Annotated in this window: 20 protein-coding genes and 1 tRNA gene; 7 read left to right on the forward strand and 14 right to left on the reverse strand. The window is 61.7% G+C overall.

Going from position 1 to position 22,416, the window contains the following annotated elements:
- Positions 1-33: 33 nt before the first annotated feature.
- The 8 genes from ACE3PR_RS10165 to ACE3PR_RS10200 all read right to left on the reverse strand — a co-directional run bounded on the left by ACE3PR_RS10165 (position 34) and on the right by ACE3PR_RS10200 (position 8,763).
- Positions 34-351 (reverse strand): ArsR/SmtB family transcription factor, encoded by a 318-nt coding sequence (locus ACE3PR_RS10165; protein ID WP_374371294.1) that lies wholly within the window; start codon positions 349-351, stop codon positions 34-36.
- Positions 352-416: 65 nt separating this feature from the next.
- Entirely contained in the window at positions 417-1,409 is a 993-nt protein-coding gene (gene moaA, locus ACE3PR_RS10170) for a GTP 3',8-cyclase MoaA (protein ID WP_374371296.1), read from the reverse strand.
- A gap of 8 nt (positions 1,410-1,417) precedes the next feature.
- Positions 1,418-1,798: a cytochrome c family protein gene (locus tag ACE3PR_RS10175; RefSeq protein WP_374371298.1), complete on the reverse strand. Its 381-nt coding sequence runs from the start codon at positions 1,796-1,798 to the stop codon at positions 1,418-1,420.
- Between the two features lie 65 nt (positions 1,799-1,863).
- Positions 1,864-4,401: an arsenate reductase (azurin) large subunit gene (locus ACE3PR_RS10180; protein WP_374371300.1), complete on the reverse strand. Its 2,538-nt coding sequence runs from the start codon at positions 4,399-4,401 to the stop codon at positions 1,864-1,866.
- A 14-nt stretch (positions 4,402-4,415) separates the two neighbouring features.
- Positions 4,416-4,940, reverse strand: coding sequence for an arsenate reductase (azurin) small subunit (locus ACE3PR_RS10185; protein WP_374371302.1), 525 nt, complete (start codon positions 4,938-4,940; stop codon positions 4,416-4,418).
- A 184-nt stretch (positions 4,941-5,124) separates the two neighbouring features.
- Positions 5,125-6,438: a sigma-54-dependent transcriptional regulator gene (locus ACE3PR_RS10190; protein WP_374371305.1), complete on the reverse strand. Its 1,314-nt coding sequence runs from the start codon at positions 6,436-6,438 to the stop codon at positions 5,125-5,127.
- On the reverse strand, positions 6,401-7,885 hold the full coding sequence (locus tag ACE3PR_RS10195) for a sensor histidine kinase (protein ID WP_374371307.1): 1,485 nt from the start codon (positions 7,883-7,885) through the stop codon (positions 6,401-6,403). Before ACE3PR_RS10195 ends, ACE3PR_RS10190 begins: the two co-directional genes overlap by 38 nt.
- Complete coding sequence (locus ACE3PR_RS10200) at positions 7,885-8,763, reverse strand: PhnD/SsuA/transferrin family substrate-binding protein (protein WP_374371309.1); 879 nt, start codon at positions 8,761-8,763, stop codon at positions 7,885-7,887. Before ACE3PR_RS10200 ends, ACE3PR_RS10195 begins: the two co-directional genes overlap by 1 nt.
- Positions 8,764-8,862: 99 nt before the next feature.
- Here ACE3PR_RS10200 and ACE3PR_RS10205 point away from each other — a divergent pair, with 99 nt between their 5' ends.
- Positions 8,863-9,201, forward strand: coding sequence for an ArsR/SmtB family transcription factor (locus ACE3PR_RS10205; RefSeq protein WP_374371311.1), 339 nt, complete (start codon positions 8,863-8,865; stop codon positions 9,199-9,201).
- A gap of 26 nt (positions 9,202-9,227) precedes the next feature.
- The gene (gene arsB, locus ACE3PR_RS10210) at positions 9,228-10,349 is read left to right on the forward strand and encodes an ACR3 family arsenite efflux transporter (protein ID WP_374371313.1); all 1,122 of its coding nucleotides are present in this window, start codon (positions 9,228-9,230) and stop codon (positions 10,347-10,349) included.
- A gap of 98 nt (positions 10,350-10,447) precedes the next feature.
- Here the strand turns inward: arsB and ACE3PR_RS10215 are convergent.
- Positions 10,448-10,523: transfer RNA gene (locus ACE3PR_RS10215), tRNA-Glu, on the reverse strand.
- A 208-nt stretch (positions 10,524-10,731) separates the two neighbouring features.
- Here ACE3PR_RS10215 and ACE3PR_RS10220 point away from each other — a divergent pair.
- Complete coding sequence (locus ACE3PR_RS10220) at positions 10,732-11,082, forward strand: RidA family protein (protein ID WP_374371315.1); 351 nt, start codon at positions 10,732-10,734, stop codon at positions 11,080-11,082.
- Between the two features lie 28 nt (positions 11,083-11,110).
- On the opposite strand, the gene ACE3PR_RS10225 is transcribed toward ACE3PR_RS10220, so the two are convergent.
- From ACE3PR_RS10225 to ACE3PR_RS10240, 4 genes are read right to left on the reverse strand one after another with little or no spacing between them, the layout of a single operon-like run.
- The gene (locus ACE3PR_RS10225; RefSeq protein WP_374371317.1) at positions 11,111-12,931 is read right to left on the reverse strand and encodes an ABC-F family ATP-binding cassette domain-containing protein; all 1,821 of its coding nucleotides are present in this window, start codon (positions 12,929-12,931) and stop codon (positions 11,111-11,113) included.
- 33 nt (positions 12,932-12,964) lie between these two features.
- Entirely contained in the window at positions 12,965-13,828 is an 864-nt protein-coding gene (locus ACE3PR_RS10230; protein WP_374371319.1) for a TerB family tellurite resistance protein, read from the reverse strand.
- 8 nt (positions 13,829-13,836) lie between these two features.
- The gene (locus ACE3PR_RS10235) at positions 13,837-15,453 is read right to left on the reverse strand and encodes a GMC family oxidoreductase (RefSeq protein ID WP_374371321.1); all 1,617 of its coding nucleotides are present in this window, start codon (positions 15,451-15,453) and stop codon (positions 13,837-13,839) included.
- On the reverse strand, positions 15,443-16,375 hold the full coding sequence (locus ACE3PR_RS10240) for a LysR substrate-binding domain-containing protein (RefSeq protein ID WP_374371323.1): 933 nt from the start codon (positions 16,373-16,375) through the stop codon (positions 15,443-15,445). Before ACE3PR_RS10240 ends, ACE3PR_RS10235 begins: the two co-directional genes overlap by 11 nt.
- Before the next feature lie 172 nt (positions 16,376-16,547).
- Between ACE3PR_RS10240 and ACE3PR_RS10245 the strand changes: the two genes are divergently transcribed.
- From ACE3PR_RS10245 to ACE3PR_RS10255, 3 genes are all read left to right on the forward strand, one after another.
- The gene (locus tag ACE3PR_RS10245) at positions 16,548-18,131 is read left to right on the forward strand and encodes an ABC transporter substrate-binding protein (protein WP_374371325.1); all 1,584 of its coding nucleotides are present in this window, start codon (positions 16,548-16,550) and stop codon (positions 18,129-18,131) included.
- Positions 18,132-18,208: 77 nt separating this feature from the next.
- Entirely contained in the window at positions 18,209-19,402 is a 1,194-nt protein-coding gene (locus tag ACE3PR_RS10250) for a mandelate racemase/muconate lactonizing enzyme family protein (RefSeq protein ID WP_374371328.1), read from the forward strand.
- Positions 19,403-19,421: 19 nt separating this feature from the next.
- A complete protein-coding gene (locus ACE3PR_RS10255) occupies positions 19,422-20,330 on the forward strand; it encodes an NAD(P)-dependent oxidoreductase (RefSeq protein ID WP_374371330.1) in 909 nt (302 codons plus the stop codon).
- Here the strand turns inward: ACE3PR_RS10255 and ACE3PR_RS10260 are convergent.
- Positions 20,327-21,085: an IclR family transcriptional regulator gene (locus ACE3PR_RS10260; RefSeq protein WP_374371332.1), complete on the reverse strand. Its 759-nt coding sequence runs from the start codon at positions 21,083-21,085 to the stop codon at positions 20,327-20,329. The two genes, ACE3PR_RS10255 and ACE3PR_RS10260, sit on opposite strands and share 4 nt — an antisense overlap.
- A 102-nt stretch (positions 21,086-21,187) precedes the next feature.
- Here ACE3PR_RS10260 and ACE3PR_RS10265 point away from each other — a divergent pair, with 102 nt between their 5' ends.
- Positions 21,188-22,339 carry a M24 family metallopeptidase gene (locus ACE3PR_RS10265; protein WP_374371334.1) on the forward strand — a complete coding sequence of 384 codons (1,152 nt, stop codon included), beginning with the start codon at positions 21,188-21,190 and terminating at the stop codon, positions 22,337-22,339.
- The last annotated feature ends 77 nt before the right edge of the window (positions 22,340-22,416 follow it).

Consider the following 22,416-nt stretch of genomic DNA (forward strand, 5'->3'; position numbering starts at 1 on the left):
TCGAAATAGTTAATCAAAAAAAGGGAGCCTGAATCAGGCCGCCTTCTCCTTGGCGGTTGAACAACCCGCATCCTGGCAACATTCATCGACCAGATAGCCCACCAGCTTGTCCATTGAGGGATAATTCGCGTGGCAGATGAGCGTGGTGCCCTGCCGTTCCTGGTAGATGAGGCCCGTCTCCATCAATTGCTTGATGTGGTGCGAGAGCGTCGACGCGGCGATTCCCAGCTTCTCCTGCAGGATGCCGCAAGACAGTCCATCATGGCCCGCCCGCACCAGAGCCCTGAAAAGCTTGAGCCGGATCGGGTTGCCGAGGGAGGCCAGTTGCTGCGCTGCTATTTCGAGTTTCATGGAAATAATATGACGCTGTCCGAATGCACCGTCAATACCTATTTCGAATTTTATCGAAACATCGCCTATCCACCGGTTACGGACATATGCCGAGTTACCGAGACATTGGAAGCCCGGCGGTCGAGGATGAAATCGTGCCCTTTGGGCTTGCGACTGACCGCGTCGCGGATCGCCGCTTCCAGTCGCGCATCGCCCTCGCTCTCGCGGAGGGCGGCGCGAAGATCGGCATTGTCCTCCTGGCCAAGGCACATGAACAGCTGGCCCGTGCAGGTCACTCTTACCCGGTTGCAGCTTTCGCAGAAATTATGGGTCATCGGGGTTATGAAGCCGATCCGCTGGCCCGTTTCCAGGCAATCGACATAGCGCGCCGGGCCACCTGTCCGGAAATCGGTTTCCGTCAGGGTCCAGCGCCGTTCCAGATCCGCCCGCAGCATGGATAGCGGCCAATATTGCTCCAGCCGTCTTTCGCCGCCGATATCGCCCATTGGCATGACTTCGATGAAGGCAAGGTCGAAGCCCTGAGCGCCGCACCAGGCAACCAGATCGTGGACCTCTCCGTCATTGACGCCTTTGAGTGCGACCGTATTGATCTTGACCTTCAATCCGGCGTCCTTCGCAGCGGCAAGGCCGGTAAGGACATTCTCCAGCTTTCCCCAGCGCGTGATCCCCGTGAATGTTTCCGGCCGCAGGGTATCGAGAGATACATTGATGCGCTTCACCCCGGCCGCGGCCAAGGCTGTTGCATGTTTGGCGAGTTGGGTCCCATTGGTGGTCAATGTGAGCTCGGCCAGGCCCCCGGATCGCAGATGACGCGACAGCGAGCGGATCAGCGTCATGATCTCGCGGCGCACCAATGGTTCGCCGCCAGTGAGGCGCAACTTGCGCACGCCGAGCCGGATGAAGGCGGAGCACAATCGATCCAGCTCCTCGATCGACAAAACCTCTCGCCGCGGCAGAAAGGTCATGTCCTCGGCCATGCAATAGACGCAGCGGAGGTCGCAGCGATCCGTGACGGAGACACGCAGGTAGCTGATATGCCGCCCGAACGGATCCTGCATGCATCCTCCTATTGCGTCGCCTGTTTCAGATAGGCGATGAGATCCTGCAACTTGGCCTCGTTCTTGACACCGGCAAAGATCATCTTGGTGCCCGGTACCAGCTTCTTCGGCGCGCGCAGATATTCCGCCAGGGTCGCCTCGTCCCAGGTCAGTCCGCTTCCCGCCATGGCATCGGAATAGGCAAAGCCTTCCGCTTGGCCCGCGCTGCGGCCGAAAACATTGTGCAGCGACGGTCCGAGCTTGTTCTTGCCTGCCTCCAGCGCATGGCAGGCAGTGCATTGCTTGAAGACGGCCTCACCGCTTTTCAGATCCTGCGCATTGGCACCGGGTTGGGAAAAGATCAGCGTCATCGCAGCGAACGCGGCAAGGCCGCTTGCCAGAAATTTCATACGGACAACTCATGCAGGGTGGAAGGGAACGGGGTGGCTGAGCGCCACCCCGTATACTGGATGACCTAACCGGCCTGATACTCGCGTGACTTGAAGCTCAGTGATTTGGTGAGTTCCGGCGCCGTGGCGATCTTCCGGATATCGCCCCAGCTCTGCTTGTAATTCGGAATCACCAATTCATTGACGCCATCACTGACCACATTCCCCTGAACGCCCGTTGGAAAGGCAAAGAGCATGAAGGTCTCGCCCTTGCGCGCGGTTGGCGTCGGATAGACCATCGCCTGGGTCGAGCCGGCATCGTTGTAGACCTCGACCAGATCGCCCGCGCCGAGTTTCAGTTCCGCCATATCCTCCGGATTCATTTCGATGAAGGGATAGGGGGAAGAATCCATTACGAACTCATTGGCCTGATCGAGGAAGGCATTTTGCCAGACGAGGTTCGAGCGGCCGTTATTAATGAGGTATTTGAACTTCGCCCTCTCCTCTTCCTTGCCGGCCGCCTGCAAGCCGCGCCAGGGCGCGTCCATGAAGCGGGCCCGCCCGTCCTCGGTCGAGAACTTGCCGTCGGTATAGAGCCGCTTGGTGCCGATGATCTTGCCGTTCTCGGCGCCCGTGGCGGGCTCCTGGAAGCCATTGTTGCCCATGGCACGCAGCGTGTCGTAGGTGACGAACTCGCCGCCGCCGGCATTCTTGTGATAGCCGTCCATGAAGGCGTCTTCCTCCGTCTTCCAGTCAAAGCCCTTGAACTGGTCGGCATAGGCGGTGTCCCCCATGTCGCGCAGCACACGTTCCATGTGTTGCGCGAGGCCCGCGGCAATGAGGCAGTCCGGTTTGGCATTGCCGGGCGGATCCATATAGCGCTCGGTCAAGCGCATGCGACGCTCGCCATTCATCGAGGTCAAGTTCATCTCGCCCGATTCCGCCGCCGGCAGCCAGACATGACTCGCCTGGCCGATCTGCGAGGGAATGATGTCGACATCAACCGAGAACAGACCGCCTTCCTTGATCGCGGCCAGGATCGCCTTCACCATGCCATCCCGATCGCCATAGGGAACGCTGTTCATGGCGTCCTTCACGATATCTGTACGCTTCTTGTAGATGCGCTTGAATTCGTGGGCGTTGAGCGTGGTCTTGTAGTGATCGCAGGCCCAGACGTGATGGACACCGCCCTTGCCCTCGATCAGCAGCTTGTCGACATAGGCGGCCGGGCGCCCGACATGGGCGTCGCTGGGGCGGACATAACCTTCCTGATGGCCGCCCAGACGGACAACACCACCGCCCGGGCGACCGATATTGCCGGTCGCCAGGGCGATATTCACCAGGGCGCCATTGGTGCGGTAATTGTCGTTTCCCCAGATCAGGCCTTTTTCATAACCGATCATGACCCGGCGCCGCTTGCCGCCTTCCTTGGGTCGGCCGATCCACTCGGCCGCCTTGGCAATATCCTCGGCGGCAACGCCGGTGACCTCGGCCGCTTCCTCCAGCGAAACCTTGCAGCCTTCGACCGCACCGGAGAAATTGGTGAGGTGACCTGGCTTTCCGTCCGCCTCGCCGCGAGCCGGATACAGAGCCGGCCGGTCGCTGCCGCCCTCCACCGTGCTGTTGGCGATGAATTCCTTGTCGATCCAGCCCTGCTCCACGATATGGGTGAAGATCGCATTGAACAGAATGAGATCGGTGCCGGAATTGAGTGCCAGATGCAGGACCCGGTCCTTGCCGGCCTCGATCTCGCAGGCATTCACCGTCACCGTCCGGCGCGGATCGATGATGATGATACGGGCCGCTTCATGCGGTTCGTCGGGCAACTGCTCCTTCTTCTTGCCCAGCGAACTGCCACGCAGATTGGGGATCCAGTGATTGAGGAAGTAGTTTGTCTGGGTCTCGAGCGGATTGGTGCCGACCGCGACGATCGTGTCGGCGAGTTCGGCGTCCTCGTAACAATTGTTGAGCTCGCCCACCCCCATGTCCCGCGTGGCATGGACTTCGGAATTGTAGGCAGGGCGATTGTGAATGCGGACGTTCTTGACCTTCATCGACCCGAAATAGAGCTTGCCCGTGCCCCAAGTGTTCTCGTAGCCGCCAGCCGACCCGCCGTGATCGAACATCGAGACGAAGAGGCCGTCTTCGCCCTGCTCCTTGATCACGGCCGCCGTGACACGCGCCACGAGATCATAGGCATCTTCCCATGACGTCGGCTGCATGGAGCCGTAGCGCCAGACCATCGGATCGGTCAGCCGCTGTTGCTGCGTGCCACGGGATTCGCTGAAACGCGATTCACCCATGCGGGCGCCGCGCACGGAGCCAAGGCCCGAATTCACCTCGCAGGCATGGTCCGGCTTGATGACGATATGGACGTCGCGGCCATCCTGCTTCACCACATTGTACATCGAGGGCGCATACCAGGCGTCGGTCTCCGCCGGCTGCTGTTCGGCAAGATTGACGCCGAAAATATTGGCATCCGGTGCGGCGCCGCCCTGTTTGTTAACCGGCCAAGTATAGGCATGATAGCCGCAGCCGACGATGCAGTAATGGCAGGTAACGTTGTGCGCCTTGGCATTGGCGGGAATGATCGGCAGGCGATCGATTTGACGCTTATAGGCCATGATCTTTCCTCCCCTTAAAGCACGTTGCTGAGACGACCGTAGAGCAGCTCATCCACGCCTTCGGCATAGATGTCGCCCTTGTCGTCGACGCGCAGGGTGTATTGCGGCAGGTTCTGCGTCGCCTGTCCCCAGACCTGCATCCCGCCTGCCTCGGCATCGAAGCGGGAGTAATGGCCGGGGCAATTGAACGTATGGTCTGCCGCGTTATAGGACATGGGAAAGCCCTTATGCGGGCAGATGGTGGTGAAGCCTACGATGTCCCCATCCGGTCCGGCACCGCCGGGCACGGATTTGCCGAGCTTCAGCAGGACGCCCGGCGCATTCTCGTCGGGATAGGTCACGTCGAGCGGCTCGTTGGGCTGCAAGTCGGCCACGTTGCCCAGGCGATTGCTGGGATAGTCGACCCGCGCCAGGGGTGCTTCCGCCTTGGCCGGCGTCGTCGCGACGACACCCACCACCCCTGCTGCCGCGGCCATGCCGCTGCCACGCAGAAATTGCCGCCGACCGATGTCGACGAGCTTGTCGCATCTTTTGCTCATGATGTTTCTCCCAGGACAGGTTTGATTATTGTTGCCCTGGAGAGAGCAGGTGGCGTGCCACGCTGCAGCGCGAAAATGACGATCATTTCCGGCGGCAATTCATGCCTGCGTCGCAACAGAATCCGGAAATCCGGATTCCATGATCCTGTTCGGTCCGGTGTTCCGGACTACTTGAGGCCGATGGTCAGTGATCCATGCGCAAGCGGCGCATCTTTTCGAACAAGGTCGAACGCGAAACACCGAGGAGTTTCGCAGCCTCTTCGACGCGGCCCTGTGCCCGGTCAAGCGCCTGGCGGATATGCTGCCGCTCAACCTGTTCGCGCATGCTGGCCAAGGACGCGAAACCGGCCGGCCCAATGCTCTGCGGTACAAGGTCGGGAAACAAATGCTCGCGGCCAATCCAGGGCGTGTCGGCGAGAGCAATCGCCCGCTCCACCCGGTTCCGCAATTCACGCACATTGCCCGGCCAGCCATGCAACAAGGCGGCCTCGGCCACATCTGGCTGGAAGCCGGTGACATGGCGGCCAAAGGCGGCCGCAAACTGCGCCCGGAAAAGATCGAGGAGCGGCACGATGTCTTCCTTGCGATCCCGCAGGGCTGGGATATGCGTTTCGATGACGCTGATGCGGAAGAGGAGATCCGAGCGAAAACGTCCATCGCGCACCGCCGCATCGAGATCGACATTTGTGGCGCAGATGATGCGGGCGGCACAGGTCAACTCCACCTCGCCGCCAAGCCGCTGGAAGCGGCGGGCTTCGATAAGCCGCAGCAATTTTGCCTGCAACGCCAGTGGCAGTTCGCCGATCTCGTCCAGAAACAGGAAGCCCTCGCCCGCGCGCTCGACATAGCCGAGGTGCCGGGCACTCGCACCCGTGAAGGCCCCTCTTTCATGACCAAAGAGCTCGCTTTCCAGCAAATCCGCGGGGATGGCCGCGCAATTCACGGCCATGAAAGGCTTCTCCGACCGGTCGGATTCGGCATGAAGGAAACGCGCGGCAACTTCCTTGCCGACACCACTTTCACCCGTCAGCAAGACGGTCGAATCAATGTTGGCGATCCGGCGCAAGGTCGCTTCGACGCGGCCCATGGCATCCGAATGGCCGAGAGCATGGGGCTTGCTGCTGGTGCGCTGCAGCAGCGCCGTGACTTTGGCGAGGAAATCCGGCATGGCAAAGGGCTTGGCGACATAGTCGGCGGCCCCAGCCCGCATCAGGCGGACAGCCTGATCCACCTGGGCAAATCCGGTAATGAAGATGAAGGGCAGGCCCGGCTTGTGCGGAACAAGGCGATTGAACAGCGATTCGCCGTTCATGTCCGGAAGACGAATATCGCAGACCATGAGGTCGGGGGCGTCCGTCCTGGCGGCGTCGATCGCTGCCTGGCCGGATTTCCACCAGGCAACCCGATAGCCTTCCAGATCCAGTCGATGAGCGATGGATTCGCCCATGATCGGATCGTCTTCAACCAAGCCGACGCGCACGCGTTGTGGCGATGACATGTTCTTCCTCCCGCTCTTCACCTAGCGGTGCCGTCAACGTAATGACGGCACCCTGGCTGGGGCCCGATTGCAGGGTCATTTTTCCGATAAGTCTGGCAGCAAGCCGCGCCGCCGTCCAGAGACCGAGACCAAGCCCATCCGGCACGCCTTCGCCGGAACTGCCCGCCTCAACCGCGCGGTAGGCAACCTCAGGCAATCCCGGCCCGTCATCCGATACCGAAATGACGAGCTGGTGATGGTCGGCCCACGCTCGGAAGCGAATGGCGCCGCGCAGAGAAGATGCTGCGCAGGCATTCAGCAACAGATTGAGCGCAATCTGGCGAATAGCCGGCGCATCGACCGGAAGATCGCCCTCGATATCATTCTGCCAATCGAGCGTCAGGTGCTTCGCCCCCGTTTCGTGCTGGATCAGGAAAGGCAGATCCTCCAGATCCGCGCGACTTAACCGCGCATGGCCCGGGGCCGATTTGTAGGTGACCAGCGCTGCGCGCACGACATTCTGAATTCCCGCCAAACCGCGGCGCAGCAGATCGATCGTGCGGCGGCGCACGTTTTCCCTGTCGCCATGCACATCCAGCGTATCAACGGCGTTCATCAAGCCACCGAGCGGGTTGTTGACTTCATGCGCCATGCCCGACGCGAGACGACCGAGCATCGCCATTTTTTCCTGGTTGGCCAGTTCCGCCGCAAATGCTTCGCGTTCCGCCTGACTGCGGATCATATCGTTGAAGCGGCGATAGAGATCGCGGTATTCGGGGCCGGCAGCCTGGATGTCCCGATCCGTGATCGGCTGCGGTTGTCCGGATTGCACCGTCGCCAGATGCTGCTGGATGAGCGAGATCGGTCGGACCATGCGCCGCACCAGCAAATAGCCGGACAGGCTGAACACGGCCGTCAGTGCCCCATTCACGAAGATCAATGTCCAAAGCACTTCCTGACGGATCGCCAGAATATCCTTGATGTCAATTTCGGCCAGGACCGTGCCGATCTGATACGATTCCTGTTCGATATCGCGGATCGTCCAGGCACGACCGAGATCGTCGTCAATGAGAAGCGGTCGGCCCCCCGCAACGAGGGCGGCAAGGTCGGGCGGCAAAGCTGACGTGGCTGGATACCGCTCGGGCTCGGAAGATGCCAACACCTGGCCATCCGGAAGTATCACGATTACGTAGAGCACATTGATGGCGCCATATTGCCGTCGGGCGCGGTCCAGGCTGTCGAAGGTCTCCCAGATATCCTGGCGCAGCAGGCCCGGCGTCGCGGCCGTCGCAACGCCGTCCATGAAGGCCGTGCTCAGGCCGCGTAACGATTCCTCCTGTTCGCGCGCCAGGCGCGAAAGAACGACCTGCGAAATGGCGATGGCAACCAAGGCCATCAGAAGGGCAACCAGCAGCGGTACGCGCAGCGCCAGTGGAATGGAGGAAATGAGGCGACTGAAAGCCTGCATTAACCGCCCTTCAACTGAACGAGTGCATAGTTCTGGGCGATGCCAGCAAAAGTAGTTTCCGATTCGACCGAGAAACCGTCAAGCTGCAGGATATCTAGAATCCGCTTGCCACGCACCCTGCCCGGCATGGCGGTCAGGGCTTGTGTGAGCGCGCCGATGCCGTCGCTTTCGTGATTGTTGCGCAGGCAGGCGATCGGTGGAAAGCCCAACAATTCCGAGCGTCTCAGCACCCGCGTCCGTGAAACGAGATCCGGCTCTCTCTCACTCATGACGTCCCAGACATAGCCGTCGACACTGCCGCTCTGGGCAAGACCGGATCCGACCGCGCGAATGACGTTGCGATGACCATAGGTGAAGAATGTCTTCGAGAAAAACCGCACCGGCGTCAGATCGTGTTGCGCCAGGAGGGCCGCCGTAACGAGGTAGCCCGAATTGCTGTCCGGATCGGAAAAGGCATGGATGTCGTTCCGCAATCCCTCCCAGGAATCGATGGCGCGGTCCGCCGGCACGATCAGATAGGATTGATAGAGTGGCTGCGCCTGATAGAGCGGCACCGCCACCAAGGCGAGGCGATCGGCATGCTGGACGAACGGAAAGCCGCAGATCCAGGCCGCATCCAGCTCGCCCGATAGGAGCAGCGCCGTGATTTCCTGATAGGTCCGGCGCTTGATGAGGCTGACCTCGCGCCCCATGACCTCGCGCAGATAGGTCTGCAATTCGTGCAGCAATTCGATATCGGAATCCAGAAAGACCGGGGTCAGGCCAAAGCGGAACGTCTCCTGTGCCGCAGCGCGCCGCGTCAGGAGAGTTGCATTGAAAAGGCCGGCTCCCAGACCGGCAACGGCCGACAACAGCATGCGACGTCGCGCGACTGCCAAAGTGACCTCCCCATCGCCCGCTCTTCTAAGCCGCGACGTCGCTTGGTCGCGACGCAGCATGCCTTGACAGGCTGTTTACATTTTCATACTTATCGAAATATGAAATCCGCGCAAGCCATTTCCGCCCTTTCCGCCCTTGCCCAGGAGACGCGCCTCGACGTGTTCCGGCATCTGATGCAGCATCATCCCAAGGGTATTCCGGCCGGCGATCTCGCGGCCAAATTCGGCGTGCCGGCAAGCACCATGTCGGCGCATTTGGCCATTCTGACGCGCGCCGGACTCACCAGTCCGGCACGTGACGGCCGCACGATCTATTATGCGGCGGAAATCGACGGCATTCGCGAGTTGCTGAGCTTTCTGGTCAAGGATTGCTGCAACGGCAAGCCCAATGCCTGCAACCGGCTGCTGGATGCCGCCTTGTCGTCCTGCTGCCCATAATCAACCTTCTTCAGCAAGAAAGTCGCATGACAAACTCTTCGCTCGCCGACCAGGCGCCCAAGATCGGCGGTATCGGGTTCTTCGAGAAATGGCTCTCCGTCTGGGTCGCTTTGTGCATCGGCGCGGGGCTTTTGTTGGGCAGTCTCTTCCCGAAATTCTTCGCAGCGCTTGCGGCGCTGGAATATGCCTCGGTCAATCTGGTCGTCGCCGTGCTCATCTGGGCGATGGTTTACCCGATGATGGTGAATGTCGATTTTGCCAGCCTCCGTCACATCGCCGACCGGCCCAAGGGCATCGTCATCACGATTGCCGTCAATTGGCTGATCAAGCCCTTCACCATGGCAGCACTCGGCGTTCTGTTCTTTGATGTGGTATTTGCCGATCTGATCGCGCCCGCGGATGCGCAGCAATACATCGCCGGGCTGATCCTGCTGGGGGCGGCTCCCTGCACGGCAATGGTGTTCGTCTGGAGCCAATTGACGCGCGGCGACCCGGCCTACACCCTGGTTCAGGTTTCGGTGAACGACATCATCATGGTGTTCGCCTTCGCACCCATCGTCGCATTATTGCTCGGCGTTACCGACATCGAGGTCCCTTGGGACACCTTGCTGCTCTCGGTTCTACTCTACGTCGTCATCCCGTTGCTGGCCGGCGCGTGGACAAGGCGGCATTTGGCTGGCGACTCCCGTCGCGGCGAGAGCCCCGACGCCGCCATCGCCCGGTTCACCGGCGCCGTGAAACCGTTCTCCGTGATTGGCCTGCTGGCAACGGTCATCGTGCTGTTCGGCTTTCAGGGACAGGTCATCCTCGACCGGCCGCTCCTGATCGCCCTCATCGCCGTGCCACTGCTGCTACAGTCCTACGGTATCTTCGGGATTGCCTATCTTGTTGCCCGTGCCTGGCGCGTGCCGTTCAATGTCGGCGCCCCTTGCGCCCTCATCGGCACGTCGAATTTCTTCGAACTGGCTGTCGCCGTTGCGATCAGCCTGTTCGGGCTTCATTCGGGTGCCGCCCTTGCCACGGTCGTCGGCGTGCTGGTGGAAGTGCCGGTCATGCTGTCACTGGTGAAGATCGTGAATGCCAGCAAAGGGTGGTATGAGAGCGGCACGTCGCCGCGACGCAGCGGAACTTCCGAGACGCGGTCCTAGTCGATCAGGTCGATAGCGGCCACGGTCAGGAAATCGAACGGGAAAGACGCAATCCGAACGCATTCGGAATATGCCGCGGATAGACCGCGTAACAGCGCTGGCGTCCCCAACGGGAGTCGAACCCGTGTCTTCACCGTGAAAGGGTGGTGTCCTAGGCCTCTAGACGATGGGGACGTCTTTAGAAGGCGGTTGCGGGCGCCTTTTAGCTTTTGGGCGGGCAGAAATCAACAACACAATGCCCGCTTGGCCACTTTCCCGCCGTCCCCTTTGCGCGCAGGGGCCCGGATCGGCATAATGCGCCGCCGGCCGACCCGATCCGGGCTCGGCACCCTGGATTTCCTTCCGGAAATTTCCAAATTTTCTCAATTGTTTAGAGGTTATCATGTCTTTGAAGCGACTGGGCGATCCCACGGTCATCTCGGATGCCGTTATCCATAACAACATCGTCTATCTGGCCGGCCAGGTGGCGGAAGACCCGGTTTCGGCTTCGGTCTATGAGCAAACCAAGAACATCCTGGGCCAGATCGACGCGCTCCTCAAGGAAGCCGGCACCGACAAGACCAAGATCATCAAGACGAATATCTGGCTGTCGGACATCTCGACCTTCGCCGAGATGAACAAGGCCTGGAAGGAATGGGTCGCCGCCGGCCACGCCCCGGCCCGCGCCACCGTCGAAGCCAAGCTCGCCGACCCGAAATGGAAGGTCGAGATTATGATGACGGCGGCGATCTAACCGCCCGCCACTATCGCGCCGGCGCGGGTTACGATGCGGCAGCGCGCAATTCCTCGAGCTCGAGCCAGCGGAGTTCCGCCGTCTCGAGCTCGTTCCTTTTCTGGACCAGAAGCTGGCTCGCCTTCTCGAATTTCGCAGGGTCGCGGGCATAGAGCTCGGGATCGCCGAGCGCGCCTTCAATGGTCTTGATCTCGGCTTCCAGCGTGGTCATGCGGTCCGCGACCTGATCGAGCGCGCGCTGATCTTTCGACGACCAGCGCGCGACGTTCTCCGCGGCGACCGGCTTCGCCGCCGGCGTTTTCGATACAGGCTTTGCCTGCACCGCATGGCGTTCGGCTTGCTTGCGCTGGTCGAGGTAATCGGAATAGCCGCCGGGATATTCCTCAACCACGCCGTCGCCCTCGACTGCGATGATCGAGGTGGCGAGGCGGTCGAGGAAATCGCGGTCGTGGCTGACCACGATCACGGTGCCGTCGAACTCGCCCAGGACTTCCTGCAACAGATCCAGCGTGTCCATGTCGAGATCGTTGGTGGGCTCGTCGAGAATGATGAGGTTGGCCGGCTGCGCAAAAAGTTTTGCCAGCAGCAAACGCGCCCTTTCGCCACCCGAGAGCGCTTTCACCGGCATGGTCACCTGTTTTTCGTCGAACAGGAAATCGCGCAGGTAAGCCACAACATGACGCTGACGCCCCTGGGCGATGATGGAATCGCCACCCCCCGGCGCCAGTGTCTGCCACAGGGTCTTTTCCAGATCGAAGCTTTCGCGCCGCTGGTCGAGATAGAGCTGGGCCACATTGGTGCCGAGCCGGATCGCACCTGAATCCGGTGCGATCTCGCCGGTCAGCATCTTGATGAGGGTACTCTTGCCGGCGCCGTTCGGGCCGATGATGCCGATGCGGTCGCCACGCTGGATGCGGGTCGAGAAATCCTTGACGATCCAGCGCGTGGTCCCGTCGGGCCGCGGAAAGGCCTTGTTGATTTTCTCGGCCTCGATCACCAATTGCCCGCCTTGCACCGCCTCGCCCAGTTCGAGCTTGGCGCGGCCGATGGCACGCAGGGCTTCCGCGCGCTGCTTGCGCAAGGCCATCAGGCCGCGGCGGCGACCTTCATTGCGCGAGCGCCGCGCGGTGACGCCGCGCTGCATCCAGTACTCTTCCTGCTCGATCTTCTTCTCGAGGCGCCGCGATTCCGCCGCTTCCTGCGCCATGATGTTCCCAGACCATTCCTCGAAGCCGGCAAAATTGCCGTCCATTTCGAAAAGACGGCCGCGATCGAGCCACAGCACGCGGCGCGAGAGAGCGTTGAGGAAGGTACGGTCGTGGCTGATCATCAGGATGCCGCCGGGGAACATGCCCAGTTCCTGTTCCAGCCATTCGATGGTGGGAAGATCGAGATGGTTGGTGGGCTCGTCGAGCAGCAGGATTTCCGGCTCGGCCACCAATGCCCGCGCCATCGCGGCACGGCGGCCCTCGCCGCCCGAGAGCGTCGACACGTCCCGTGTTGGGTCGAGGTCGAGGTGATCCAGCACGCGGGCGATGCGATAATCATCGACCTCGGCGCCCGGCAGGGCGTCCGCGACGAAAGCGGCGACCGAGCCACCTGCCCGCAGATCCGGGCTTTGCGAGAGATAGCCGATCCGGGTTCCCGGCTGCAGAAATCGCGTGCCGCCATCGAGTTCGATCTGGCCGGAAAGCGCCTTGAGGATGGTCGATTTCCCCGACCCGTTGGCGCCCACCAGGGCCACGCGTTCGCCCTTGCCCAAGGTAAGGGTGATGCCGCTGAAGAGCGGCTTGCCGCCGAAAGTGATGGCGGCGTCACGCAAGGCGACGAGGGGTGAGGCGGGCGGCATGGTTCTGGGGGATCTCCTGTTGCGGCCGATCCCCTACTTGATGCCGCGCTCCTTGGCAATCCTGTCATAGGCGGCGTTGATCGCGGCCATTTTTTCATTGGCGAGATCGACGAATTCCGGCGGCAAGCCGTCGGCGATCAGGCGGTCTGGGTGGTTCTCCCGGCTGAGCTTGCGCCAAGCGGCTCGGATTTCCTCGTCACTCTGCTCGCGCAAGACCCCCAGGAGCCGGTAGGGATCGGCGAGGTCGGGACCGAGATTGGCCTCGCGGATGCGGGCAAAATCCGCATCGCCGAAGCCGAAAATCCCGGCTACGTCGCGGATGAAGGCGATTTCCGCCTCATGCACCTCGCCATCGGCCCGGGCGATATGAAAGAGGCCGTCGAGCAATTCCTCCAGCACCGGATGCCGCTCGTCGAACATCTGCGCCAATTGCCGGGCATAGGCATCGAAACCGGCCACGTCGCGCTTGGCCTGGTCAAAGACGCGGGCCACATTCTTGATCTCATTGGCCGGGATCTTGAAGACCTGTTTGAAGGCCGCCACTTCCGAACGGCTGACCGTGCCATCGGCCTTGGCCATCTTGGCGCCCAAGGCGATCACCGCGATGGTGAAGGCGATCTGCCTGGTGGCGGTCCGGTCGTCGGTGAGCTGCTCGCCCTCGTCCGGCGCCATCTGGCGGTCGACCGCGTGCCCCGCCAGCGCGCCCAGGAGGGCGCCCAGAGGCCCGCCCATGGCCAAGCCCGCGGCGCCGCCGATGATTTTACCCCAGATGCTCATGATATGCCCGATCGCCCGCGCCGAAGAGGAAGTGGGGTTTGATGTCGTGGTCGATGTCATGAGGAAACCATAGCCAGCGACATCCGCGATGGCCAGATGCTTTGCAAGCTGCAATCCCATCCGATGGTTCAGGAATTGGCCTCGCCCAGGATCAGCGCCGCCCCCTTTTCCGCGACCATCATGGTCGGTGCATTGGTATTTGCCGAAGGAATGCTGGGAAAGATCGAGGCATCAATGACCCTGATGCCATCAAGGCCATGGACCTTCAGCCGCGCATCGATGACGGCGGATGCGGCATCAGGTCCCATGCGGCATGTGCCGGAGGGATGGAAGATCGAATAGGTGTAGCCCCGGATATAACGTTCGAATTCGGCGTCGCTCTGGATATCGAGCCCCGGTTTGGTCTCGCGCTGGATGATGCCGCCCAGGGCCTGCGTCCTGGCGTAGCGCCGCATCAAGGCGACCGCTTCCAGAAGTTCGGCCATGTCTTCGGGGGCGGCCAGGAGATTGGGCTGAATTTCCGGCGCCGCCTCGGCCTCGGCTGTCTTCAATTTGACATATCCGCGGCTCAAGGGACGGCAAGGCGAAACGCTGAGGCTGAAGGCCGGGGTCTTGCCGACTTTGACCAGGGCACGGCTGTCCGGTGAGGTCTTTTCATAGGCCAGCGGGCAGAAATAAAGCTGGACGTTGGGTCGCACGCGCTGTGGCGAGGAACGCACGAAACCGCCAGCCTGATTGAGACTCATGGAAAGCGGCCCGCGCCGGAGCAAAGCATATTTCGCGCCGGCGATGGCCTGGCCGAAAAATCCACCCAATTCGCTGTTGAGCGTCGGCACCTTCGCCTCGAAGAAATGGTCGTAGCAGATATGATCTTGCAGGTTCTGTCCGATTGCCGGGGAATCCAGTTTGACCTCGATGCCCATTTCGCGGAGATGCGCCGCCGGTCCGATGCCGGAGAGCATGAGAATCTGCGGCGAATTGATGGCCCCGGCGCACAGGATCACCTCGCGTTGGGCGCGCACGATCTGCTCCACACCGTCGCGGCGATAGCGGACACCGGCAACGCGGCGGCCTTCCAGCACCAGCGACAGAACCTGGGCGCCGGTCAGCACCTCGAGATTGGGCCGCTGCAATGCCGGGCGCAGATAAGCCTTGGCCGACGAGTGACGCTGGCCATTCTTGGTGTTGATCTGGTAATGGCCGACGCCTTCCTGTTCGGTCCCGTTGAGATCCTTGAGATGCGGGAAACCCAGTTCCTTTGAGGCCTGGAAAAACGCTTCGCAGACCGGATGCGCGTCACGGCCGATCTGTGTCACCCGCATCGGCCCGCCGCTGCCGTGAAGATCGCTTTCGCCGAATTCGTGATCCTCCATCGCGCGGTAATGCGGCAGCACATCGCGCCAGCCCCAGCCGGTATTGCCGGCCGCCGCCCAATCGTCGAAATCCTCGCGCTGGCCGCGCGCGAAGACCATGGCGTTGATCGAGCCGGATCCACCCAATACCTTGCCGCGCGGATAATAGATGACCCGGTTGTCGAGCGAGGGCACCGGCGCGCTGTCATACATCCAGTTGACGCGCGGATCGAAGAAGGTGCGGGCATAACCCACCGGCACATCGATGTCGAAACGCCGATCGCTCGGCCCCGCCTCGATCAGCAGCACCTTGTGGCGGCCATCGGCGGTCAGACGGTTGGCGAGGACGCAGCCCGCGGATCCCGCGCCGATGATGATGAAGTCAGTTGCCATGCTTTTTGTGTCGGCGCGCAGCCGCTCCCGATGTTTGAAGGTCACGTTCCGCCAGCAATGTCTGTTGCAGCCAGTCGCAGAACAGCGTGGCTTCGGCGCGCGGCGCCTCCATGCCGTCGCGCGTCAGCAGGAAATGCGATTGCTCCTGCGGCAGATAGAGGTTCGGTACCTGGCGGATGCGGCCTTGCGCTACCAGGGGCCGGGCGAAGCGTTCAAGGACCAGCGCCGCGCCGGCACCCGCCGCCACCAATTCCAGGGCGGCCAGCGTCGTATCGACGGTGAGGCCCACTTGATCGAAAGGCGGCGGGCGGTCAGCGGCGGTAAAGAGATGCTGCCAATCGCCCTCGACACCCAGAATGTGGATGAGCTCGCCCGCCGCAATGTCGTGTGGACCCGAGATTTTCGATTCCAGCGGGGTCACCAGCACGACCGGGTCGTTGATCAGCAATCGCGCGGCGTAGCCCGGCCAGGCGCCATGGCCGAAACGGATATCGACATCGGTGCCGTCCGCCGGTAGCGCGTCACCCCAGATCGCCGAGAAGAGGCGGATGCGGAAGGCTGGATGCTCCGCCAGGAAAGCCCGCAGCCGCGGCGCCAGCCACAGCACCCCGAACGAGACCGAAACCCGCACGTCGAGGGTGATATCCCCTTCCGGGCCGAAAATCCCCAGGGTTGAGACGGAAAGTTCCCCGAAGGCCTTGCGGATCGACGGCAGATAGGCCTTCCCCATATCAGTGAGGCGCAAACCCCGCGGCAGGCGCTCGAAGAGCGGCCGCCCCAGCAATTGTTCCAGCGCCCGGACCTGATAGCTGACCGCCGCCGAGGTGAGGCCCAATTCCACCGCCGCGGCGGCGAAGGAACCACGCCGCGCCGCCGCCTCGAACGAGCGCAGCCAGGGCAAGGGAGGGAGATGATAGGACATGGTCGGGAATGATCGACAAATTTTTTAGGGCCTAAGGGCCATAATACATCGTTTGATTTTTGTCTCTGTCAAGCGCGCAATAGCACCAGCGCGGCCCGGCAGCGGTAGTTTCGCCGTGGGTTTGGTGCTGCGCCAATGCGGAATTCGCAAAAGGAACGGGAGGAAAAGTCCGATGGATCTCAAATCTATGAAAAACCTGGCGGCGAAGGGAAAGATGTCGCGCCGCGATTTTGTGCAGCTTGCCATTGCCGCCGGTGTCACGGCGGTCGCCGCCGAGACCATGTTCGTAAAGGCGGTCCGCGCCGAGCCCAAGAAGGGTGGCCGGTTCCGCATGGCCCTGGGCAGCGGTGCCACCACCGACACGCTGGACCCTGCCACCTTCCCCGACACGTTCAACGGATCCTTCGGCTGGGGATCTTTGCGCTCCAGCCTCACCGAAGTGGCGCCGGACGGCAAAGTGATCCCCGACCTCGCCGAAAGCTTCGAAGCCTCGGACGATGCCAAAAGCTGGGTCTTCACCCTGCGCAACGGCAGTGAGTTCCATAACGGCAAATCGGTCGATGCCGAGGACGTCATCGCCTCGATCAACCATCACCGTTCGGAAGACTCGAAATCGGCCGCGAAGTCGCTGCTGACCACGGTCGCCGATATCAAAGCCGACGGCAAAAACAAGGTGGTCGTGACCTTGACCGACGGCAATGCCGATTTTCCCTACGTGGTGTCGGATTATCATATGCCGATCATGCCGGCCAAGGACGGCAAGCCGGACTGGCAATCGGGAATCGGCACCGGCCCTTATGCGATGACCCGCTTCGAGCCGGGTGTGCGTGGCGAGGGCAAGCGCTTTGCCAATTATCACCGCGAAACCTATTTCGACGAGATCGAGATACTGACCATCATCGACGTGGCGGCGCGCAGCAACGCCTTGAGTGCCGGCAGTGTCGATTTCATCGATCGCGTGGATTTGAAGACCTCCGGCCGCATGGCCTCGGGCGGCAATGTCAACCTCGCCGAAGTCAGCGGCTTCGCCCATTACGTGGCGCCGATGAATTGCACTGTGGCGCCTTTCGACAACAAGGATGTCCGCCTGGCCTTGAAATATGCGATCGACCGCGAGGAGATCGTGAAGAAGGTGCTGCTCGGCCATGGCACTCCCGGCAACGACAACCCGATCGCACCGGGCGTGCCGTTCTCGAAGGACCCGGCCACCAAGCATGTCTTCGACCCGGAAAAGGCCAAATTTCACCTGAAGAAGGCCGGCCTTTCCAGCCTGCAGGTCGATCTCTCCGCCGCCGATGCCGCCTTTGCCGGCGCTGTCGACGCGGCTCAGCTAATGAAGGAATCGGCGTCGAAATGCGGCATCGACATCAATGTCATCCGCGAAGCGGACGATGCCTACTGGGACAGCGTCTGGATGAAGAAGGCTTGGTGCATGTCCTATTGGTCGGGCCGGCCGACCCCGGACCTGATGTTCACCACCGCCTATGCCGGAGGTGCCGCCTGGAACGATACCTTCTGGAAGAACGACCGCTTCGACGAACTTCTGGCCGCGGCCCGGTCCGAGCTCGACCAGGAAAAGCGCGCCGCCATGTATGCCGAAATGCAGGAATTGGTGGCCGATGACGGCGGCGTCATGGTTCTGATGTTCTATAATTATGTGAATGCGCATGCCAAAACGGTTGCGCATCCCGATGTCATCGCTCCAAACTGGGATATCGACGGCATGAAGATCACCCAACGCTGGTGGTTCGCCTAGACGGGATAACAGGCTGTGGGCAGGCCGGTTTTCCTGCCCACAGCCGCCCTTCCCATATACACCGCAAGAGTTCTTCCATGAAAATCGCTGGCTTGAAGACTTTCGTCGTCGGCAATCCGCCGCCCTCTTTCGGCGGCCAATACTTCATCTTCGTGAAGCTCGTTACCGATGACGGTATCGAAGGTCTGGGCGAGGTCTATGGCACCGCTTTCGGCCCGAAGGTCATGGTGGCGGCGATCGAGGACATGTATCAACGCTATGTCGAGGGCATGGATCCCTTCCATATCGAGAAGCTGTGGCGCCTCGCCTATGGTTCCGGCTACACGCTGCGCCCCGATGTGACGGCGATGAGCGTCCTCTCCGCGATCGAGATCGCCCTCTGGGACATCAAGGGCAAGGCGACCGGCAAGCCGGTCTATGAGCTCCTCGGCGGTCGCGTGCACGAGCGCCTGCGCTCCTACACTTACATCTATCCGGATACGGCCAAAGGCCAGGACAGTTCGATCTACTGGAATGCCGAGGCCTCAGCCGAACGCGCAGCCCATTATGTGGGGCTCGGCTTCACCGGCATCAAATTCGATCCGGCCGCCCCCTATTCGCCCTTCGATCCCCGGCAGCCCTCATTGGAATCGATGGATCTCTGCGAGAAGTTCTGCCGCCTCATCCGCGAGGCGGTGGGCTCCAAGGCGGATCTTCTCTTCGGGACTCACGGCCAGTTCACCACCTCAGGCGCCATCCGGTTCGCCAAGCGCCTGGAGAAATACGAGCCGCTCTGGTTCGAGGAACCGACTCCGCCGGAGAAACCCGAAGACATGGCCCTGGTCGCCCGCGGCACCTCAATACCGATCGCGACCGGCGAGCGCCTGGTCACCAAATACGAATTCGCCCGCGTGCTGGAAAACCGCGCCGCCTCGATCCTGCAGATGCAGGTAGGCCGCGTCGGCGGCCTGCTCGAAGCCAAGAAGATCACCAGCATGGCAGAAAGCTATTACGCCCAGATCGCGCCGCATCTCTATGCCGGGCCGGTGATCGGCATAGCGAACGTGCATCTCGCCGCGTGCAGCCCCAACTTCCTGATCCTGGAGAGCATCGAGACCTGGGGCGGTTTCCACGGCAAAATCATCAAGAAGCCGGTACGCTGGGAAGCGGGCTATGTCATTCCGCCGACCGAACCGGGCCTCGGCATCGAACTCGACGAGGACGTCGCCCGCGCCCATCCCTATACCGGCAAGAATCTGCATCTCGAAATGACCAACAAGGTCATCCAGTAAAAAAGTCCGGGAGGAAATCATGCGCTATGGATTCATCGGCTTGGGGACCATCGGCCGGCATTTGGCCGCCAATCTGCAGCGCGGCGGCTTTTCCCTGACGGTGCATGATCTTCACAAGGAAGCGGCCAGACCGCTCCTGGATCATGGCGCCAGATGGGCCGACAGTCCCGCGGCGGTCGCCGCCGCCTCCGACACCGTGATCACCTGCCTGCCAAGCCCAGGGGCCACCCAGGAAGTACTGGCCGACAAGGACGGCATTCTCTCCGGCTTCGCGGATGGCGGTTCGTGGATCGAGATGGGGACGCTGGGCCGCGACGAGATCCAGCGCTTCGCGGCCCTCGCGGCACAGCAGGAGGTGAAAACGATGGAAGCGCCGGTCACCGGCGGCGTCCATCTCGCCGCCCAGGGCGAAATCACGATCCTGGCCGGCGGCGACAAGGCGATGTTCGACCAGCACTTGCCGGCCCTGAAGGCGATGGGGAAGGAAATCTTCCACATGGGGCCCCTGGGTTCCGCGGCGGTGATCAAGGTCATCACCAATATGCTGGCTTTCATTCACTTGAAAGCCGTCGGTGAGGCGCTGATGCTGGCCAAGCGCGGCGGCCTCGACCTCGCTCAGGCCTATCACGCCATCGCCGCCTCTTCCGGCAATTCCTTCGTCCATGAGACGGAGGGGCAGCTCATCCTCAACGGCTCCTATGACATCGGCTTCCCGATGGATCTGGCACTCAAGGATCTGGGCTTTGCCATGCATTTCGGGCGCGAGTTCGGCGTGCCGCTGGAACTGGCCTCGATCACCAACCAGACCTATGTGCTGGCGAAGGCGGCCTATGGCGGCAAGGCGGAATCACCCATGATCGTCAAATTGCTGGAAGATGCGCTGAAGACCGATCTGCGGGCGCCCGGCTTCCCGGCAAAGCTTACCTAAGGCAATAGCCGCTTCACCTGCTGCGCCTCGCGCCTGAGATCGGCGAGCAGTTTTGGCCGCCGTCTTGGCGAGAAGCGCTCGGCTGGACCATGCATGCTGAGTGTCGCCTGAATGCCGCCGCTGGCATCCAGGATCGGCACGGCGATGGCGAAGGTGTCCGGTGTGTATTCGTCATCCTCGGTCGCATAACCCTGGGCGCGGATACGGGTGAGGTCCTCTTCCAGCTTTTTGAGATCGCCGATGGTCCGGCGCGCCAGGCGGGTGAGAGGCAGGGCTTCCAGAAAGGCGGCCCGCATCGGCGGCGGTGCGAAAGCCAGGAAGCATTTCCCCGAAGCGCTGCCGTGCAGGGGCAGGTCCCGCCCCTTCAAGGGGGTTTCCTTGAGGACGATGTCACCGGAGAGACTTTCCACCACCACCATGGCGCCCGCCGCCGGCACAGTGAGATTGACCGCCTCGCCATTCTGCTGGCAGAGCCGGATCAAAGCCGGCCGCGCCAGATCGACGATATCGAGCCGTGCTTCAACCTGGCGGCCCAATTGAACGAGGCGGCGCCCCAAGCGATAACGACCACTCTCCGGCAGCTGCTCGACAAAGCGCAAACCCACGAGGCTCTGCAGCAAAGTGACGGTCGTGGTCGGCGCCAGTTCGACCGCCGCCGCGATGTCGCGCAGGCGCATGCCGTTACGCGGTGCCGCCGACAGAATTTCCAGAATGGAATCGGCTCTCTCGAGGGATTGGATGCGGATCTTGGCCATATAGGCATTATTCGACATTGTCGAACGAATGTCACTTTGGCTTTGCGATAAGGCGGCAGCCGTGATGTCCTGAGTCAAATCCGCTTGCGAGGAGACTAGGACATGCCGCTTCATTTCAGCCGCGACGAATTCGCCACCCGCCGCCGCCAGACCGTCAATGCTTTGGAAAAGCGTGGCCTCGACGGCCTGCTGATGTTCCGCCAGGAGAGCATGTATTACCTCACCGGCTACGACACCTTCGGCTATGTCTTCTTCCAGTGCTACTACCTCGGTGCCGATGGCCGCCAATTCCTGCTGACCCGCGCCCCGGATCTCCGCCAGGCACAGCTCACCTCGGACATCGCCGATATTCGAGTTTGGATAGATGGGCCCGAGGCCAATCCCTCGCTGGAACTCCGCGACATGCTGAAGGCCTGGGGCCTTTCCGGCAAGAAGCTCGGGGTCGAATGGGAAGCCTATGGCCTCACCGCGCGCAATGGCATGCGCCTCCAGGCCGCTTTCGACGGTATCGCAACCCTCGTTGACGCCAGCGATCTGGTCTCGCGCCAGCGCCTGGTGAAATCTCCGGCCGAGATCAGCTATGTTGAAAAGGCCGCGCATCTTGCGGACCTCGCTCTCGACGAAGCGCACCGCCTCGCCGGTCCCGGCGTTTCGGAAGCCGAAATTCTGGCGGCGATGCAGAGCATCATCATCCGCCATGACGGCGACGACCCCGCCAACGAATTCATCATCGGCTCTGGGCCGGAGGCCCTGCTCTGCCGCTATCATTCCGGGCGGCGTGTACTGGATGCCCAGGATCAACTCACCCTCGAATTCGCCGGCGTCTTCCGCCACTATCATTCCTGTCTCATGCGGACGATCCCGATCGGCAAGCCACCCGCCAAGCAGATCGAGATGCACAAGGTTGCCGTGGATGCGCTGGAGGCCAGCAAGGCAGCGCTGAAACCCGGCCGGCCGATCGGCGAGGTGTTCGACGCCCATGCCCGCGTGCTGGATGCCGCCGGTTATCAGAAGCACCGCATGAATGCGACCGGCTATTCCCTGGGCACCACCTTCGCGCCCAACTGGATGGACTGGCCGATGTTCTATCATGGCAATCCGGAATTGGCGGCGCCCAACCAGGTCTATTTCATCCACCTCATCATCTTCGATTCCGAGGCCGGCCTTGCCATGACGTCGGGCCAGACCATGGTGGTGACCGAGACCGGCTGCCGCGTGCTCTCGCAACGCTCGACGGATTTGGTGATAAGGTAGGTACTGTCCTGACTTCGTGCTTATATTGTCATGGCCCGCTTTAGGCGGGCCATCCACGAGTTTTCCAGCGACTGAAG

It is taken from the genome of Dongia sp. (genome assembly GCF_041909655.1).
In the GTDB taxonomy this organism is placed as follows: Bacteria; Pseudomonadota; Alphaproteobacteria; order Dongiales; family Dongiaceae; genus Dongia.